Annotated in this window: 13 protein-coding genes; 3 read left to right on the top strand and 10 right to left on the bottom strand. The window is 65.4% G+C overall.

The features are described from left to right. Positions 1-7 precede the first annotated feature (7 nt). The 5 genes from Q9246_RS17815 to Q9246_RS17795 all read right to left on the bottom strand — a co-directional run bounded on the left by Q9246_RS17815 (position 8) and on the right by Q9246_RS17795 (position 7,319). A complete protein-coding gene (locus tag Q9246_RS17815) occupies positions 8-1,918 on the bottom strand; it encodes a glycoside hydrolase family 97 protein (RefSeq protein WP_306392000.1) in 1,911 nt (636 codons plus the stop codon). Positions 1,919-2,071: 153 nt separating this feature from the next. Next, positions 2,072-2,839, bottom strand: coding sequence for an SDR family NAD(P)-dependent oxidoreductase (locus Q9246_RS17810; protein WP_306391999.1), 768 nt, complete (start codon positions 2,837-2,839; stop codon positions 2,072-2,074). Positions 2,840-2,873: 34 nt separating this feature from the next. Beyond that, positions 2,874-4,445 (bottom strand): aldehyde dehydrogenase (NADP(+)), encoded by a 1,572-nt coding sequence (locus Q9246_RS17805; protein ID WP_306391998.1) that lies wholly within the window; start codon positions 4,443-4,445, stop codon positions 2,874-2,876. Then, entirely contained in the window at positions 4,442-5,434 is a 993-nt protein-coding gene (gene araD1 / locus Q9246_RS17800; protein ID WP_306391997.1) for an AraD1 family protein, read from the bottom strand. The genes Q9246_RS17805 and araD1 overlap by 4 nt, the downstream gene beginning before the upstream one ends. Before the next feature lie 142 nt (positions 5,435-5,576). After that, positions 5,577-7,319, bottom strand: a complete 1,743-nt coding sequence (locus Q9246_RS17795; protein WP_306391996.1) for an IlvD/Edd family dehydratase — start codon at positions 7,317-7,319, stop codon at positions 5,577-5,579. A 195-nt stretch (positions 7,320-7,514) separates the two neighbouring features. Here Q9246_RS17795 and Q9246_RS26580 point away from each other — a divergent pair, with 195 nt between their 5' ends. Further along, the gene (locus Q9246_RS26580; RefSeq protein WP_422802392.1) at positions 7,515-7,871 is read left to right on the top strand and encodes an epoxide hydrolase N-terminal domain-containing protein; all 357 of its coding nucleotides are present in this window, start codon (positions 7,515-7,517) and stop codon (positions 7,869-7,871) included. Continuing rightward, positions 7,762-8,172, top strand: coding sequence for a hypothetical protein (locus Q9246_RS17790; RefSeq protein WP_306391995.1), 411 nt, complete (start codon positions 7,762-7,764; stop codon positions 8,170-8,172). The genes Q9246_RS26580 and Q9246_RS17790 overlap by 110 nt, the downstream gene beginning before the upstream one ends. Here Q9246_RS17790 and Q9246_RS17785 read toward each other — a convergent pair. The 5 genes from Q9246_RS17785 to Q9246_RS17765 form a co-directional block, all read right to left on the bottom strand. Continuing rightward, positions 8,169-9,059 (bottom strand): SMP-30/gluconolactonase/LRE family protein, encoded by an 891-nt coding sequence (locus Q9246_RS17785; protein ID WP_306391994.1) that lies wholly within the window; start codon positions 9,057-9,059, stop codon positions 8,169-8,171. The two genes, Q9246_RS17790 and Q9246_RS17785, sit on opposite strands and share 4 nt — an antisense overlap. Beyond that, positions 9,056-10,111, bottom strand: coding sequence for an aldose epimerase family protein (locus Q9246_RS17780; RefSeq protein WP_306391993.1), 1,056 nt, complete (start codon positions 10,109-10,111; stop codon positions 9,056-9,058). Before Q9246_RS17780 ends, Q9246_RS17785 begins: the two co-directional genes overlap by 4 nt. A 25-nt stretch (positions 10,112-10,136) precedes the next feature. Next, positions 10,137-11,087, bottom strand: coding sequence for a glycoside hydrolase family 43 protein (locus Q9246_RS17775; protein WP_306391992.1), 951 nt, complete (start codon positions 11,085-11,087; stop codon positions 10,137-10,139). A 20-nt stretch (positions 11,088-11,107) separates the two neighbouring features. Further along, positions 11,108-12,460 (bottom strand): MFS transporter, encoded by a 1,353-nt coding sequence (locus Q9246_RS17770; protein ID WP_306391991.1) that lies wholly within the window; start codon positions 12,458-12,460, stop codon positions 11,108-11,110. Positions 12,461-12,561: 101 nt separating this feature from the next. Beyond that, on the bottom strand, positions 12,562-15,285 hold the full coding sequence (locus tag Q9246_RS17765; RefSeq protein WP_306391990.1) for a TonB-dependent receptor: 2,724 nt from the start codon (positions 15,283-15,285) through the stop codon (positions 12,562-12,564). 612 nt (positions 15,286-15,897) lie between these two features. Between Q9246_RS17765 and Q9246_RS17760 the strand changes: the two genes are divergently transcribed. Further along, a complete protein-coding gene (locus Q9246_RS17760) occupies positions 15,898-16,932 on the top strand; it encodes a porin (protein WP_306391989.1) in 1,035 nt (344 codons plus the stop codon). Positions 16,933-16,993: the final 61 nt, after the last annotated feature.

Here is a 16,993-nt window from a genome sequence, read left to right as displayed (position 1 = left end):
GAATGTTTTACTTGAACACGGCCACGAAGCCACCGCGTGGTTTGATGCTGATGCCATGTTTGCCGGCCTTGATCGGGGCCTGGCTGAATGCGCGTTCGCCATCGCCATCGGCGACCAGCGTCCCGCTGCGACCTTTCAGGAAAGACAGGTCGATGTCGACGGTGCGCGCGGCGCCGTCGGCGTTGAATCCGGCCACATACCAGCTGTCGCCGCTCCTCCTGGCGATGACGGCGTAACGGCCCGGGTAGCCGTCGATGAAGCGCACCTCGTCCCAGCTGCGCGGCAGCTCGCGCAACAGGTTCTTGACGTAGTCGGGCGCGCCGGCCATGCCTTCCGGCCGCTCGGCGAAGTGCTGGATCCCGGACAGGAACAGCACCGCCTCGGCGAGCTCGAAGCCGTTGCGCGTCACGCGCTTGATGTTCGGGATGTCGCCGAAGGCCAGCGGCGTGTAGTCCATCGGGTCGAACAGGTTGCGGCTGAACGGCAGCATGGCGGCGTGCGGCGGCATCGCGTCCTGGTCCTTCTGCTCGAAGGTGGTGAACTCGAAGCCGCGCACCGCTTCCACCGTCATCAGGTTGGAGAAGGTGCGCGACCAGCCGCGCGGCAAGGTGGCGCCATGGAAGTTCACCAGCAGGCCGGCCTGGGCGGCATCCGTCAGCATGTCGACGTAGTAGGCAATCATCGACTTGCCGTCGCCGGCGAAGAAGTCGACCTTGATGCCCTTGACGCCCATCTCGCGCAGGCGCGCGAACTCGCGCTGGCGCGATTCACGCGTGAGCAAGGCGCTTTTCGGGCTGTACTCGGTCTTGTTCCAGGCGCCGGACGAGTTGTACCAGACCAGGATGCCGACCTGCTTCGCCTGGCCATGCTTCACCAGCTCGCGCATGCGCGCGTCGCCGATCTTGCGGTCCCAGTCGGTGTCGACCAGGGTGTAATCCCAGCCCATGTCGGCGGCGTAGTCGACGAACTGCTTCTGGATGTCGAAATAGGTGCCGTCGTCCTTCAGCAGCGCCCAGCTCCAGGCGGCGTGGCCGGGCTGGATCTTCGCCTTGTCGAAGGCGATCGCGGGCGCCGCCAGGTCGGTGCCGAGGGTCGACTCGACCAGCGTGCCCAGGCTGCCCAGCGCGACGATGCGCCAGGGGCTCAAGAGGTCACCTTGCGACTCGGCCAGCAGCGCGCCGTCGGTGAACACCTCGGGCGCGGCCGGGACGTCGAGGCGGTACACGCCGCCCGGCGAATCGGTATGCAAGCGCGAGGCGTGGAAGCTGCCGTCCATGTTCGCCTCGGTCAGCGCGACCCAGGTGTCGCCGGTGCGGAACAGCGCCGGGAAGACCCAGCCGGCGCCCAGCGTGGACGGCGTGCCGACCGGGATCTCGCGCTGGTAGTGCTCTTCGTAGGACGGGTTGGTGTTGGCGTAGCCGGTCTGGGCGACCGACATCGGCTGCAGCCAGGCTTTGGTCGATTTGTCGAAGGCGAAGCTGGTGGTCTCGCGGACGAATTTCAGGCCCTTGCCCGCCACCCGGTAGCGGAAGGCGACGCCGTCGTTCGAGACGCGGAAGGTCACGTCCATCGCCTGGCCCTGGGCGTTGCGCACGGTGTGCGTCTGCTCGTTGGCCCGGTAGGTGATGTGGCGTTTCTTGGCGGTGGCCAGTTCGTAGCGGTCTTCGACTGGCTTGACGGGGGAGCTGCTGGCCAGTTTCAGGCCTGTTGTCAGGTCGGCGCCTTGTACGGCGATGCCGAGGCTTGATGGCAGGATCACTGGTTTGCCGTCGCGGGTGACGGAATAGGTCAACGCGCCGGATGGCGATACGGCGACATCGACCGCAATGTGGCGGTCAGGGCTGGTGAGAGGTGCGGCATGTGCGTGCACGCCAAGGGTTCCAACGACAAGCAGTGCAGTGCGGGCAAATGCGGTCATGGCAAGCTCCAAATCCGTCGTACCCGCGAAGGCGGGTACCCAAGCTTGCTCGATAGGCCGGCACACTTGGATTCCCGCCTACGCGGGAATGACGTTGTTTCGAGGGGGCGGGAATTCAGAAGTTAACGAGTCCCGCGTCTTTGCTACAGACGATCAGGTCCAGCCAGCATCCACGACGAAATCCTGCGCCGTGCACATCTTGCTGTCGTCGGCGCCGAGGAACAGCACCATGCGGGCGATATCGTCGGGCATCAGCTTGCCCGGCAGGCACTGGGCCTTCTTGATCTCGACCTCGGCCGCCTCGTCGACCCACAGCTCGACCTGGCGCTGGGTCATCACCCAGCCCGGCGTCACCGTGTTGACGCGCACGCCGAACGGACCCAGGTCGCGCGCCAGGCTGCGCGTGAGGCCGATCACGGCCGCCTTGGTGGTGGCGTACACCGGATAGCCGGCGCCCTTGGCATGCCAGGACATCGAGCTGAAATTGATGATCGAACCACCACCCTTCTTCTTCATGCCCGGAAGGACCGCCTGGCTGGTGAAGAACATCGGACGCTGGTTGATGGCGATGCGCTCGTTCCAGTAGTCGAGCGAGACGTCCTGGATGTCATGGCGCTGGTCGTTCGCCGCGTTGTTGACCAGGACGTCGAAGTCGCCCAGTTGCGCCGCCAGTTCCGCCATCGTGCGCTGCAGCGCCGGGATGTCGGTGATGTCGCAGTGGCGGAACTGCGGCGCCACATGGCCCGCGGCGGCCAGCCGCGCGCACAGCGCTTCGCTGGCCTGCTGCGCGATGTCGACGAAAGCGACCACCGCGCCCTGCTCCACGAACGCCTGCACGATCGCCTCGCCGATGCCGGTGCCGCCGCCCGTTACGAATACCCGCTTGCCGCGCAGGCTCGGATAACTCCCCATCTGTTCCATGCTTGTCTCCATCTTTATTCTTGTAACTGCTTTTTTACTCTTTGGTCAGCGCCCCGTCGCGCCGGCGCCAGATGCCGAGCGGATTGCCGTCGCGCAGCGCGTCCGGCAGCAACTCGAACGGCAGGTTCTGGTAGCACACCGGCCGCAGGAAGCGACTGATGGCGCCAGTGCCGACCGAGGTGCTGCGGCCATCGGCGGTCGACGGGAACGGCCCGCCGTGCACCATCGCCGTCGACACTTCGACGCCGGTAGGATACCCGTTGGCGAGGATGCGGCCAACCTTGCGCTCGAGCGCCGGCAGCAGCTTGCGCGCGGCATCGATATCGCCGGCATCGACCTGCAGGGTCGCGGTCAACTGGCCTTCCAGCGCCTCGGCGACTTCGCGCATCTGGCCGGCGTCGCGGCATACCACCAGCACCGAGGCCGGGCCGAACACTTCCTCATGCAGCTCATGCCGTTTCAGGAATTCGTCGGCCGAGGTGCGGAAGAAAGCGGCGCCGCCCTTGCCTTCCTGGTGGTCCAGGCAGGCGAGCGTGGTCACGGCCTCGTTGCCGGCCAGCGCATCGACGCCCTTGCGGTAGCTGTCGGCGATGTTCTGGTTCAGCATGACCGCATGCTGGCTGCCGGCCAGGGCCTCGCTCGCGGCCTTGACGAAGGCCTCGAGCCCTGGCCCCTCCACCGCCAGCACCAGGCCGGGATTGGTGCAGAACTGGCCGACACCCAGGGTCAGCGAGGCGGCGAAACCCTTGCCGATCTCGTCGCCGCGGGCGGCCAGCGCCTGCGGCAGCAGGAATACCGGGTTGATGCTGCTCATCTCGGCATACACGGGAATCGGCTGCTTGCGCGCCGCGGCGACCGCCATCAGGGCCGTGCCGCCCGAACGCGAACCGGTAAAGCCTACGGCCTGGATTGCCGGATGCGCCACCAGGCGCTGGCCGATGCCATTGCCGGTGCCGGTCAGCAGCGCGAACACGCCGGCAGGCAAGCCACATTCCGCCACCGCCTTGCTGACCGCGCGGCCCACCAGCTCCGAGGTGCCCGGATGCGAGGAGTGGGCCTTGAGCACCACCGGGCAGCCGGCGGCGAAGGCCGACGCCGTATCGCCGCCGGCGACCGAGAACGCGAGCGGGAAGTTACTGGCCGCGAACACCGCGACCGGACCGACGCCGATCAGTCGCATGCGCAGGTCGGGACGCGGCGGCGCGCGCTCGGGCAGCGGCGTGTCCAGGCGCGCGTCCTGCCACGAGCCTTCGCGCAGCAAGGTGGCGAACAGGCGCAGCTGGCCCACGGTGCGTCCGCGCTCGCCTTCCAGGCGCACGCGCGGCAGGCCAGATTCGGCCATCGCGCGTTCGATCAGCTCGTCGCCGATGGCCAGGATCTGCTCGGCCACGGTGTCGAGGAATTGCGCGCGCTGCTCGTCGCTGGTGGCGCGGAAGGTGTCGAATGCCGCCCCGGCCAGCGCGCAGGCGCGGTCGATCTGCTCTGGCGTGACCATGTGGAAGCTCGGCTCGAGGTGTTCGCGCGCGGTCGGGTTCCAGGCCTGGAACGATCCGCCGGCGCCGCGTTCCTGCACGCCGTCGATGATGGCTTCGCCGGTGATGGTCATAAGGTGGTCACTTTCACGTAAGGGGTGTCGCGCACCGCGAGGCGGTTGCGCAGGGCCGGGCCGAAGGTGGGCGACGCGACCTCGAAGGTCTCGCCCGCCTGCACCTGGACGCCGTCGGCGAAGCTCAGGGTGGCGGTACCGAAGAAGTGGATGTGCACGTCGCCGGCGCGCCGGAACAGGCCGTACTTGAAATGGTGGTACTCGAGGTTTTCCAGCGTGTGCGACATATTCTGTTCGCCGCTCACGAAGGCCTTTTCCCAGCGTACCGATCCATCCGCGCCAACGATGCGCGACACGCCCGCCACGTGGGCCGGCAGTTCGCCGACCAGAAGCGCCGGGCCGAGACCGCAGTTGCGCAGCTTCGAGTGGGCCAGGTACAGGTAGTTCTGGCGTTCGGTGACGTGGTCCGAGAACTCGTTGCCGATCGCGTAGCCCAGGCGGTAGGGCTGGCCGTCGTCGCCGATCAGGTACAGGCCGGCGATCTCCGGTTCTTCGCCGCCGTCGAGCGAGAAGCCCGGCATGTCGAGGTCCTGGCCGGTGGCGCGCACGATAGAACCATCGCCCTTGTAGAACCATTCCGGCTGCACGCCGGGCGTGCCGCTCTCCGGCTTGCCGCCTTCGACGCCCATGCGGAACATCTTCATGCTGTCGCTCAGGGTGGCGATGTCGCCGCCGATCTTCTTGTGCATGGCGTCGCGCGCATCGGCGCTGCCCAGGTGGGTCAGGCCGGTGCCGGTGACGTAGCAGTGGGCGGCGTCGGGGTGGTCGATCGGGGGCAGGATGCGGCCGGCGGTGGCGATGTCTTCGTAGCTGGCCTGTTCGCTGCCGGCGGCGCTTTCGGCGAGTTGAGCGAGACTCTTGCCCTGGGCGATGGCGGCGCGGGCCAGTTCGACGGTCGTCGCATAGCCGTCGATGGTGCGGATGGTGGATTCGTGCAGGATGCCGATGCGGCGTTCTTGCGCTTCGGTCAGAAATTGGACGAGCAGCATGGTGCGGGTCTCCTATGTTTTATTGTGGCGCCGGCGTATAGCGCGGCCAGGCGCGTGCTGGTTGGACGCGTGGACGGCAAGCAGTCCACCCCACGGGAATGTGTAGGGTGGACGGGTCTCCCGTCCACGCGTCCAAATCACATCAATGCGAATGTTTTGGCACTGCCGACCCGCGGCAACCGACGAGAAAATCGAAATCGCAGCCATCGTCGGCCTGCATCACATGGTCGAGATACAGGCGCTGGTACCCGCTATGCTGCACGGGCTTGTTCTTCTCGGCCCGATCCGCCAGCCGCGCCTGGATCTGTTCATCGGTCAGCTCGACGTTGAGCGAACCGGAATGGCAATCGAGCTGGATCATGTCGCCATCCTGGACGATGCCCAGCGGGCCGCCGGCCATCGCCTCGGGCGCCACGTGCAGCACCACGGTGCCGTAGGCCGTGCCGCTCATGCGCGCGTCCGAGATGCGCACCATGTCGGTGATGCCCTTGGCCAGCAGCTTGGGCGGCAAGCCCATATTGCCCACCTCGGCCATGCCCGGATACCCTTTCGGGCCGCAATTCTTCATGAGCAGCACGCAGTTCTCGTCCACGTCCAGGTCCGGATCGAGGATGCGCTGCTTGTAGTGGTCGAAGTCCTCGAACACCACGGCGCGGCCACGATGCTTCATCAGGTGCGGCGAGGCCGCCGACGGCTTGAGCACGGCGCCGCGCGGCGCCAGGTTGCCGCGCAGGATGCAGATGCCGCCGTCGGCGATCAGCGGGTTGTCGAGCTGGCGCACCACCTCGTCGTTGTAGATCGGCGCATCGACGCAGTTGTCCCACAGCGACTTGCCGTTGACGGTCAGCGCGTCCTTGTTCGGAATCAGGCCGCCCTCGCCCAGGCGGCGGATGACCGCCGGCAGGCCGCCGGCATAATAGAATTCTTCCATCAGATAGCGGCCCGACGGCAGCAGGTCGACCACGGTCGGCGTACCCTTGCCGATGCGGGTCCAGTCTTCCAGTTCGAGCGGCACGCCGACGCGGCCGGCGATCGCCTTCAGGTGGATCACGGCATTGGTCGAGCCGCCGATCGCCGCATTCACGCGGATCGCGTTCTCGAAGTTCTCGCGCTTGAGGATTTTGGAGAGGCGCAGGTCTTCGTGCACCATCTCGACGATGCGGATGCCCGACATGTGCGCCAGCACGTAGCGGCGCGCATCCACCGCGGGAATCGCGGCATTGTGCGGCAGCGAGGTGCCCAGCGCCTCGGCCATGCAGGCCATGGTGGACGCCGTGCCCATCGTGTTGCAGGTGCCGGCCGAACGCGAGTGGCCCGCTTCGGCCGACAGGAATTCGTGCATCGTGATGGCGCCGGCTTTTGCTTGCTCATGCAGCTGCCAGACGGCGGTGCCGGAACCGATGTCCTTGCCGTTCAGTTTACCGTTGAGCATCGGGCCGCCGGTGACGACGATGGTCGGCAGGTCGACGCTGGCCGCGCCCATCAGGAGGGCCGGCGTGGTCTTGTCGCAGCCGACCAGCAGCACCACGGCGTCCATCGGATTACCGCGGATCGACTCCTCGACGTCCATCGAGGCCAGGTTACGGGTCAGCATGGCGGTCGGCCGCAGGTTCGATTCGCCGTTCGAGAACACCGGGAATTCGACTGGGAAGCCGCCGGCTTCGAGAATGCCGCGCTTGACGTGTTCGGCCAGCTTGCGGAAATGGGCGTTGCAGGGGGTGAGTTCGGACCAGGTATTGCAGATGCCGATGATCGGCTTGCCCTGGAATTCATGGTCGGGAATGCCCTGGTTTTTCATCCAGCTGCGGTACATGAAACCGTTCTTGTCCTGCGTGCCGAACCATGCCGCGGAGCGCAGCGGCGTCTTTTTCTTTGCTTCGGACATGTATTTCTCCTGTTTATTCTTAGCTGGGCGAAGCTTCTTGCCTCTACCCACGTCTCCTGATTACCGGAAGTAATAGTAAAGATCGGCCAGATAACTTTCCAATCACTTTTTCCAAGAGATTGATATCGATATTCGTATCGACAGGCCAGGCGAATGCCTGTTTTCGTGACCAAATGCTAGGCTCGAAGCGAGCCCATCATCCGACGCCATCAAGTCCTTCGAAATCACCCTTTCCCGCTCTCGGTTCCCCAGTCCGCGCTCGACGATCTGCAGGCGCGCCTGGCGCGCACCCGTCTCCCCGATCCCGAAACGGTGGACGACGCCAGCCAGGGGCCGCGACTGGCCACGCTGCAGGGTTTGGTAGAGCGTTGGCGCGGGGGCTATGACTGGCGCCGCGCCGAAGCCCTGCTCAATGGCCTGGGTTCGCATAGGACCGTGATCGATGGCCTCGGTCGGCTTCGGCCTGGCCGATTCGCCGGCCGGGCCGGCGGCCTGGATCCATTCATTCGTGCAGGACGCGGCGCAGGATGCCGGCGCGCTGGACCTCGATGAACTCATCGACGACATCATGATGTACTGGCTGCCCAACGCCGGGGCCAGCGCCGCGCGCCTGTACTGGGAAGTCAACCGCGCAATGAAGGAGAACGGCGCGCCAACCAGGCCGCAACCGGCGCTGACCGGCATCAGCGCCTTTCCGGGGGAGCTCGGCAACCTGTCGCGGCGCTGGGCCGCGAAGCGCTTCGCACATCTCGTTCACTTCAACGAGCCAGCGCGGGGCGGCCACTTCGCCGCATGGGAAGCGCCCGACCTGTTCATCGACGAGGTGCGGGCGACGTTCAGGTCCTTGCGTTAACGCGCCGGGACGTGCAGGAAGCGCGACTCGGGCAAGCCGCGCACGTCCAGCGCGTGCCGGAACACGGCGCCCGATAGCGGCGCAGCGGCGCGGTCCTGGTCCGTCATGCCCAGGTGCGCGCTGGTGACGAACAGGGTCGACAAGTCCGGCCCGCCGAAGGCTGGACAACTCGGCTGCGGCGCGGCCAGCGCGAGCACGCGATCGATGCTGCCATCGGGCGCGAAGCGGATCACCTGCCCCGCGCCCCAGCGCGTGGACCAGAGATAGCCTTCGGCATCGACCGTCGAGCCATCCGGCTCTCCCGGCGCGGCGTCAAGCGCCACGAAAGTGTGGACCCGCCCGACCTCGGCGCTGCACGGGTTGTAGTCGGCGTACAGGATGGCCTTCTCTTGCGAATCGGCGAAATACATGCGTCGTCCATCGGGACTGAAGCAGATGCTGTTGGCGATCGCCGCCGGCGGCAGCGGCAGGCGCTCCAGCGACAGGTCGAGGTGCAGGCGATAGAAGGCGCCCACGGCGCGCTTCGGGTTGTCGTCCTGGTTGAACATGCCGAACACGAAGCGCCCCTGGCGGTCGCAGCGGCCGTCGTTCAGGCGCGTCGCAGGATTGTCGGCCTCGACGTCGCAGATGCGCGTGACCTTGCCGGTCGAGAAAGTGAAGAAAGCCAGGCCCGAAGCAAGCCCCAGCAGCAGGCGGTCGTCGCTGCCGGTGAGCGCGAAGCAGCACAGGCGCTCGGGCATCGTCCAGCTGACGGTGCGGCCGGTCGACGGCGAATGGGACCACAGGGTCGCGGCCGGGATGTCGGTCCACAGCAGCCGGCCGCTGCGCTCGCACCACAGCACGCATTCGCCGAGTTCGTGCCCGGCGTCGATCAACACTTCCATCATGCGCCTGGCTCCACCGAGAAGCGGAAGCGCGACTCGGTCTGGTACACCTGGCCCGGCCGCAGGATCGTGTCCGGGAATTGTGGCTGGTTCGGCGAATCGGGATAGTGCTGCGGCTCGATGCAGAAGCCGCTGCGGTATTGGTAGCTGCGGCCCTTGCCCGCGAGCGTACCGTCGAGGAAGTTCCCGCTATAGAACTGCACGCCGGGTTCTTCGGTCCACAACTCGAGCACCCTGCCCGATACCGGTTCGCACACCCGCACCGCGCGGCTCAGCGCCTTGCCCTGCGGCTTGTTGAGCGCGAAATTGTGGTCGTAGCCGCCGCCATGGCGCAGCTGCTTGTCCGGCTGGCCGATGCGTTCGCCGATCGGGCGCGGCATGCGGAAGTCGAACGGCGTGCCGGTCACCGGCGTCAGTTCGCCGGTCGGGATCGATTCGGCATCGATCGCCACGAAGGTGTCCGCCTCGATGGTCAGCACATGGCCCAGGATGTCACCGTCGCCGGCCAGGTTGAAGTAGCTGTGCTGGGTCAGGTTGACCGGCGTCGCCTGGTCGGTGACGGCGTGGAAAGTCACCACCAGCTCGTTGTCGTCCGTGAGCGTATAGGTGACGGTGGCATCGAGGTTGCCGGGATAGCCCATCTCGCCATCGACGCTGCGGTATTGCAGGCGCAGGCTGGCGCCATCGACCGTGGCCTCCCACTTGACCCGGTCGAAGCCGCCAGGCCCGCCGTGCAGGTGGTTGTTGCCGTTGTTGACCGGCAGCTGATATTCGCGCCCGTCGAGGGTAAAGCGCCCATGCCTGATGCGGTTGCCGTAGCGGCCGATCAGCGCGCCGATATAGGGGCTGTCAGTGCGGTACGGCTCGAGCGACTCGAAGCCCAGCACCACGTCGGCGAAGTTACCGTCGCGATCGGGCGCATGCAGCTCGGTGACGATGCCGCCATAGTCGATGATCCTGGCAACCATGCCCTGGGCATTGGTGAGCGTGAACTGGGTGATGGCCCTGCCGTCGGGCAGCTGGCCGAACGGCGCTTGCGTGATACCGGTTTGCACGTTGTTCGAATCCTCGAGGATGTGATCAATAGGTGGAGGGACGGCCGAATACCGGCATGCCCTGTTCGTCCCAGCGCAGCGGCTTCACGAAGGTGTGGCGGTCCGGATTCCAGAGCGGGTCGCCGACGATCTCGGTATAGGTGCGCGCGTGGTAGACCAGCATGACGGTGTCGTCGTCCTCGGCATAAGTGAAGCTGTTGTGTCCCGGGCCATAGACGCCGTGATCGTAGCACGTACGCAAAACGGGCTGCGCCGATTTGGTCCACGCGGCCGGGTCCAGCAGGTCGGCATCCTCGTCGGCCCACAGCAGGCCCATTGCGTAGTTGTGATCGGTGGCGCTGGCCGAGTAGCTGATGAAGATCTTGCCGTTGCGGCGCAGCACCGACGGGCCCTCGTTGACCCAGAAGCCGATGGTTTCCCAGTCGTGTTCCGGCTTGCTGAGCAGGATAGGCTTGCCCTCGATCTGCCACGGTGTCTTCATCGGCGCGATGTACAGGTTCGAATTGCCCTCGATCTCGTAGTCCTTTTGGGCCCACAGGTAGTACAGCTGGCCCTTGTGGGTGAAGGTGGTGGCGTCCAGGCAGAAGCTGTCGATACCGGTATCCACCTGGCCCATGAATTCCCACTCGCCTTCGAGCGGGTTGGCGTTGGTGTTGCGGATCGCGTACATGCGGTGCTGGAATAGCTTGTGCTTGATCTCGCGGCTCGGCGCGGCGGCGAAGTACACGTACCAGGCGCCCTGGTTGAAATGCAGCTCGGGGGCCCAGACCAGTTCGGAGTACGGGCCGGTATCGGGCTTGGTCCAGGCGTCGACCGTCGGCGCGTCGGCCAGGCCGGCGATGGTGGTGGCGCGGCGCAGCTCGATGCGGTCGTACAGCGGGACCGAGGCGGTGAAATAGTAGTAGCCGTCGGTATGTTTATAGATGTAGGGATCGGCGCGTTGCTCGATCAGCGGTTTGAGGATCGTCTCTTGCATATCGTTTCTCGATTCGTGGTTCAGGTGGTCGCGTAGCCCTGGGCGCGCATGTCTTCTTTGACGGTGCTGTAGTAGTCGTCGCTGATCCGGTACTTGAACATCAGGAGCCCCATCAGGAAGTGGAAGAAGCCCGGAATCACCGACAGCATCAGCGCGATGCCCTGCAGCGCCAGCGCCGACTGCTCCTGGTTCGGCTGGTAGTTGAAATAATCGAGCAGCACGCCCACCATGCCGCCGGCGACCGCCATGCCGGCCTTCTGGCATACCGAGATGCCACCGAAGGCGAAGCCCGAGACGCGCTTGCCGGTCTTGACCTGGCCGTAGTCGATGGTCTCGGCGATCGCCGACCAGAACACCGGCGCGTGCAGGTCGACCACCAGCGACAGCAGGAAGTACAGCACGAAGGCCATCACCATATCGCCCGGCTGCACCAGGAAGTAGATCATCAGGCTGAGCACCGCGACCAGGATCTGCGAGTTGCGGAACAGCTTGACCTTGCAATAGAACTTGGTGGTCCAGGTCGACACCACCATGGCCAGGATCGCGGCCGCCACGCCGGTCGACAGGAAGGCCGAGACGGTAGCGGTATCGCCGCCCAGGTAGTATTTGGCGTAGTAGATCGCGACCGAGCCGCGGATCACATAGCCGATGGTACCGGTCACGCACACGGCGCACAGGATCAGCCACTGGTCGTTCTTCATCAAGACCCGCACCTGTTCCATCAGCGGCTGCTTCTCGACCTTGTGCACCACGCGTTCGGTGGTGGTGAAGAAGCAGAATACGAACAGGAGCACGCCCACCGCCGCCATCAGCGCCATCGCGGCCTGGTAGCCGGCCGCCGGATTGGCGCCGCCCCATTCGTTGGCCAGGATCGGCACCACGATGGTCACCATGAAGGCGCCGACCTTGGCGAAGAACAGGCGGTAGCCGTTGGCCGACAGGCGCTGCTGCGGGTCCGAGGTCAGGCCGCTGATCAGCGAGATGTACGGGATGCCGACGCCGGCCGTCATCAGCGTCATCAGGATATAGGTCGAGTAGGCCCAGACCAGCTTGGCGTCATAGTCCCAGTCCGGCGTGCTGAAGACCAGGAACACCGACAGGCCATACGGCACCGCGAGCAGCAGCAGCCATGGCCGATAGCGTCCCCAGCGCGTCAGCACCGCGTCGTTGACCTGCCCCATCACCAGGTCGGCCACCGCCCCCACCACCTTGACCGCGACGAACAGCGCCGCCAGGTCGGCGGTGCGCAGGCCGTAGATATCGGTGTAGAAGAAGGTGATGATCAACATCATCGACGAGATCACCACATTGAGCGCCATGTCGCCGGCGCCGAAACCGACTTTTTCGAGGGTCGAGAGTTTTTGGGTTTGCACGATTCACCATCCAGTCAAAACAAGCCGGGGCACTGCCGGAATATCCGCACAGCGCCCCTTCGCACTTCAGCTACATGTCGAGGTCAACTCGGTTGCGCCGCTCAGTTACGCCACCTCAGGGCCAGCCCCACCACCCGGTCGTAGCGCCGCACGTCGCGCGGCAGCTGCGGCACGCTGTGGTAGTCGTGGTAGGCCTGGTCCAGCAGGTTGCTGCCGTCGAGCGTCAGGGTCAGGCTGTCGGTCAGCTTGTACGAGACCGAGGCGTCCAGCGTCTTGAGCGGATCGACCACGATGTTGTACGGCAGCGCGCGGTAGTTGTACTCGGCGGTGAACTTGTCGCGCCAGCTGTAGGCCACGCGCGCCGACCACTTGCCGTATTCGTACAGCGCCACCAGGTTGGCCGACAGCTTCGACATGCCGGCAAAGGTATTGATGGTGCCGTCGGCTTCCGCCAGGCCGCCATCCATCCAGGTCACGTTGGCCTGCATGCCCAGCCCGCCCAGCCAGCCCGGCAACTGGGTATAGAACTGCTGGTAGGCCAGTTCGGCGCCCTTCAACTTGCCCTCGACCGCGTTGTACGGACGGCTGACGTTATACGTTTCGCCATCGTGCACTTCGGGCCGCGCGCTGCGGCGCAGGTAGTTGTCGTAGTCGTGCTGGAACAGCGTGCCGGTGATCGAGCCGGCCGGCGCGAAATACCATTCCAGGGCGACGTCGACGTTGCGCGACTCTTGCGGCTTGAGGTCCGGGTTGCCCGCGGTGCCGGTGGCCAGCGTGGTGGTGGTCGACGGGAACAGCGCCAGGCCTGGATTGTAGTCGGCGAACGGCGCGCGCTCGATCGCCTTGCTGGCCGACAGGCGGCCGATCAGGTCTTGCCTGAAGTGGGCGCGCATCGACAGGCTCGGGAGCACGTCGTTGGTGGTGGACGACACCGTGATCGGCGACAGCACGCCATCGCGCGCCGAGTAGCCGCTGATGCGCTGCTTGGTCTTCACGTAGCGCACGCCGGCGGTGCCGTCGATCGGCAGCGACCAGGCGTCGAAACCGAAGTTGGTCTTGAGGTAGACGGCGCTGGTCTTTTCCTCGTCCTCGAAGAACGACTGCGGATTGTCCGGCCGCGGATCGCGGTCGCCGCGGATCGCCTGGCGGATGTCGCCGGTGTGGTCCAGCAGGTAGTCCACGCACGGCGCATAGAACTGGTTCATGCCGTAGTTGCCGCCGGTCTTGGGGCTGGTGCAGTTCAGGCCCGGGAAGTCGGTGACCTTGATCGCATTGGGCGACCACAGGTTGGGAGCCGGCGAGTGGCCATTGAGTTCGTGGACGAAGTTGGCGTCGCGCTCGGCGTAGCGCACGCCGGCGCTGACTTCCTTGAAGAAGCCGTCGTTCTCGGGGGTCCAGGCGACGTCGCCGCGCCAGTCGTTGGCGGCGCCACGCGAGCGGTTGTGGTTGTCGAACAGGGCGAACATGGTCCAGTTGGCCGGATCGGTCATGTCGGTGCCCGGGTATTCCAGGTAGCCGCCGCCGTCGCGCACTTCGGCATGGATCGCCTTGGAACGGTCCATGACGGTGTCCAGGATCGGGTTCTTCATGTCGTGCTTGCTGATCGTGCGTACCAGTTCGGTGCTCACGCGCACGCCGGGCATCGCCGACCAGATCGCGCCGACCGCCGCCTGGTGGCCTTCTGAGGATTCGCGCCGCCCCTGGGTCGAGCTCAGGGTGAAGGTGTTCACGTTCGGGTGGCTGATCGACCCCAGGTAGTTCGAGCCCGGCATCGTCGTCACCGTCGAACCCGGGTTGTTGATCGGCAGGTCGCCGACGAAGAAGATGCTCTGCGAGTCGTGCTCGATGCGGGTCGAGAAGGTCTCGGCATAGACTTCGAGGTCGCGCGACGGGCGCCACTGGACCGACAGGTTGCCGGCCAGGCGTTCGCGGTCGCCGCCGGTCATCACGCGGCCCATCGACGGCGCCCCGATCACGCCGCTGTCGAGGGTGCGCGGCTCGCCGACGAAGGCGGTTTCGTCGTGGTAGCGGCCGCGCTGGTACGACAGGCCGCCCAGCACGCCGATCTCGCCAATGCCGCTCTTCCAGCGGTTCGACAGCAGGCCCGAGACGTTGGGGTCGATCCGGTCGGCCTTGTCGCGGTGCTCGCCGCGCACGTTGACGGCCGCCTGCGCGCCCTTGAAGTCGAACGGCCGGTTGGTGCGCACGTCGATCACACCCGAGGTGCCGCCTTCGACCATGTCGGCGCCCTGCGACTTGTAGACGTCGACCCGCTGCAGCATGGCCACCGGCACGTCGGCCAGGAACAGGCTGCGGCCCGCCGCGGTGAACATCTCGCGGCCGTTGTACAGGGTCTTGATGCCGCCCAGGCCGCGGATCACGACGTTGCCGGCCTCGCCGTTCTGGCGGATCACCTGCACGCCCGGCACCCGGCCCAGGATCTCGGCCACGTTTTTATCCGGGAACTTGCCGATGTCGTCGGCCACGATCGAGTCGAGCACCTGCTCGGCATTGCGCTTGATGTTCTGGGCGCTCTGGGCTGCCTGGCGGGTACCGGTAACGGTCACCACGGCCGCGTTGCGGTCGTCCCCGGCGCGGGCGGCGTTGTTTTCGGCATTCGATGGCGCGCTCGCCGTGGCGGTGGCAGCAGGGGCGACTTCCTGGGCGCCGACGGTGGCGGCGCTCAGCAGGCCGGCGCCGGCCAAGGCGGCGACGGTGGCGCGCAGGACGAAGCGCCGGCCAGACGTGCCGGCGGCATTGCGGGAAGCGTGGGGGAAAGCGCAGGAAAGTTCAGGCGTGGCAAAGCCCGGTGCATACCGTTTCATATGTCTCCTTTTGTCGTTATATGCCGATATCCGGCTGTATTTATGTCATGCTCGAAGGTAATGGTAGGAGATGCATTGAGAACGTTCCAATCATATTTTCCTGCGCTCCGATACCGATTTATGTATCGGCGTATCTGTCAAGTCTTTTGCATCGGCCAGCAAAAACCGCCTGGCAGCGACGCACTGCCGCGGTGCAAAAAGCGCATAAGCATAGTGCAATAGCGTCTATGAAAGAAGGCATGTCGCACAAGGTGCCGACAGGCGCGCTCCATATGCACGCGCCGGCATTTTGAACGTGCCGCCGGCCGTAATGTGTTCCGCACTGTGATTGCGCACTGCAATAGATATCTATGGTGAAACTGTGGCGTTATTGCAACGCAATAAGTTGATTACTTGCAAGTATTTGTAAGCGAGCGCTACCGATCCCTCCCCTGTCACGACACCGCACCAGCGCTGGTCTCTCCTATGAAAACGGTGCCAGGCAACGGCAAACCGGGCTTGTCAATTGGGGGTTTCGACCCCGTTCCGATTGGGCGCGCACCGATGACAAATGTCTGTCTGGCATGTCATGATGGATAGGCTAATTCACAAACAGTCACTGGAGAGACATCCATGAAGCACAAAATTCTTGCAATCGCCCTCGTGTCGGCACTGCCGGTGGTCGCCCACGCTCAAACCAGCGTCACCATGTACGGCATGATCGATGCATCGATCGGCGTCGAGAACACCGACGCGCCAGGCGAAAGCAGCCGCACCGTCGTTTCGTCGGGCACCCAGTCGGCAAGCCGCATCGGCTTCCGCGGTACCGAAGACCTGGGCAACGGCCTGAAAGCGCTGTTCAACATCGAAGCCGCCGTCGCCGCCGATACCGGCGCCACCAACACGCGCCTGTTCGACCGCCGCGCCGTGGTCGGCCTGCAAGGCGCCTTCGGCACCGTGACCGTCGGCCGCGAATACGGCCCGATCGCCGCCGTCGCCAGCGCATCGGACACCCTGGGCCAGGGCTTCTACGGTTCGAACCTGGTTGCCTTCGGCACCAACCGCCTGACCCGCCGCCTGGACAACTCGGTCAACTACCAGAGCAATGCCTTGAACGGCTTCACCCTGCGCGCAGCCTACGGCGCGGGCGAGCGCAACGAAACCCCGACCCAGGACAGCGGCGACATCACCGGCGTGTCCCTGGAATACGCGAACGCGGGCTTCTACATCGGCGCCGGCTACCAGAACAAGGAAGACCTGCCAGCGGGCGACAGCAAGGAATACGCCGTCGGCCTGGGCTACAAGTTCGGCAACTTCGAACTGCGCGGCGGCTACATGGCTGCAGATCCTGAATTCACCAACGGCATCGACAACAAGTACGAGCAGATGAACGCCGGCGTGTCGTACGGCTTCGGCGCCAGCCGCGTCTACCTGAACTACCAGCAGCAAGAGCAGGAAGTCGGCGATGCGGAAGGCAAGGCAATCACCCTGGCCTACACCTACACCCTGTCGAAGCGCACCAACGTGTACGCGTCGTACGCCAAGCTGCGCAACAACGGCACCGGCCTGTTCTCGCTGGCCGGTTCGGGCAACGCGATCGCCATGCCTGCCGGCGCCTTCGGCTCGGACCCACAGGTGTACAACATCGGCGTGCGTCACTCGTTCTAAGCGACGCCTGGAACCGGGTGCATGTCATCCGGTTTACACCGCAAAAAACGGCAAGCCTTTC

The organism is Telluria beijingensis, assembly GCF_030770395.1.
Taxonomy (GTDB): domain Bacteria; phylum Pseudomonadota; class Gammaproteobacteria; order Burkholderiales; family Burkholderiaceae_D; genus Telluria; species Telluria beijingensis.
Note: the sequence above shows the minus strand (reverse complement) of the source record. Positions and strands in the feature narration are given on the sequence as shown.

Excerpts from the sequence above, each read along its gene's own strand:
- Q9246_RS17815 (WP_306392000.1), bottom strand. The coding sequence starts at position 1,918 with ATGACCGCATTTGCCCGCACTGCACTGCTTGTCGTTGGAACCCTTGGC.
- Q9246_RS17810 (WP_306391999.1), bottom strand. The coding sequence starts at position 2,839 with ATGGAACAGATGGGGAGTTATCCGAGCCTGCGCGGCAAGCGGGTATTC.
- Q9246_RS17805 (WP_306391998.1), bottom strand. The coding sequence starts at position 4,445 with ATGACCATCACCGGCGAAGCCATCATCGACGGCGTGCAGGAACGCGGC.
- araD1 (WP_306391997.1), bottom strand. The coding sequence starts at position 5,434 with ATGCTGCTCGTCCAATTTCTGACCGAAGCGCAAGAACGCCGCATCGGC.
- Q9246_RS17795 (WP_306391996.1), bottom strand. The coding sequence starts at position 7,319 with ATGTCCGAAGCAAAGAAAAAGACGCCGCTGCGCTCCGCGGCATGGTTC.
- Q9246_RS17790 (WP_306391995.1), top strand. The coding sequence starts at position 7,762 with ATGGCCTCGGTCGGCTTCGGCCTGGCCGATTCGCCGGCCGGGCCGGCG.
- Q9246_RS17785 (WP_306391994.1), bottom strand. The coding sequence starts at position 9,059 with ATGATGGAAGTGTTGATCGACGCCGGGCACGAACTCGGCGAATGCGTG.
- Q9246_RS17775 (WP_306391992.1), bottom strand. The coding sequence starts at position 11,087 with ATGCAAGAGACGATCCTCAAACCGCTGATCGAGCAACGCGCCGATCCC.
- Q9246_RS17765 (WP_306391990.1), bottom strand. The coding sequence starts at position 15,285 with ATGAAACGGTATGCACCGGGCTTTGCCACGCCTGAACTTTCCTGCGCT.
- Q9246_RS17760 (WP_306391989.1), top strand. The coding sequence starts at position 15,898 with ATGAAGCACAAAATTCTTGCAATCGCCCTCGTGTCGGCACTGCCGGTG.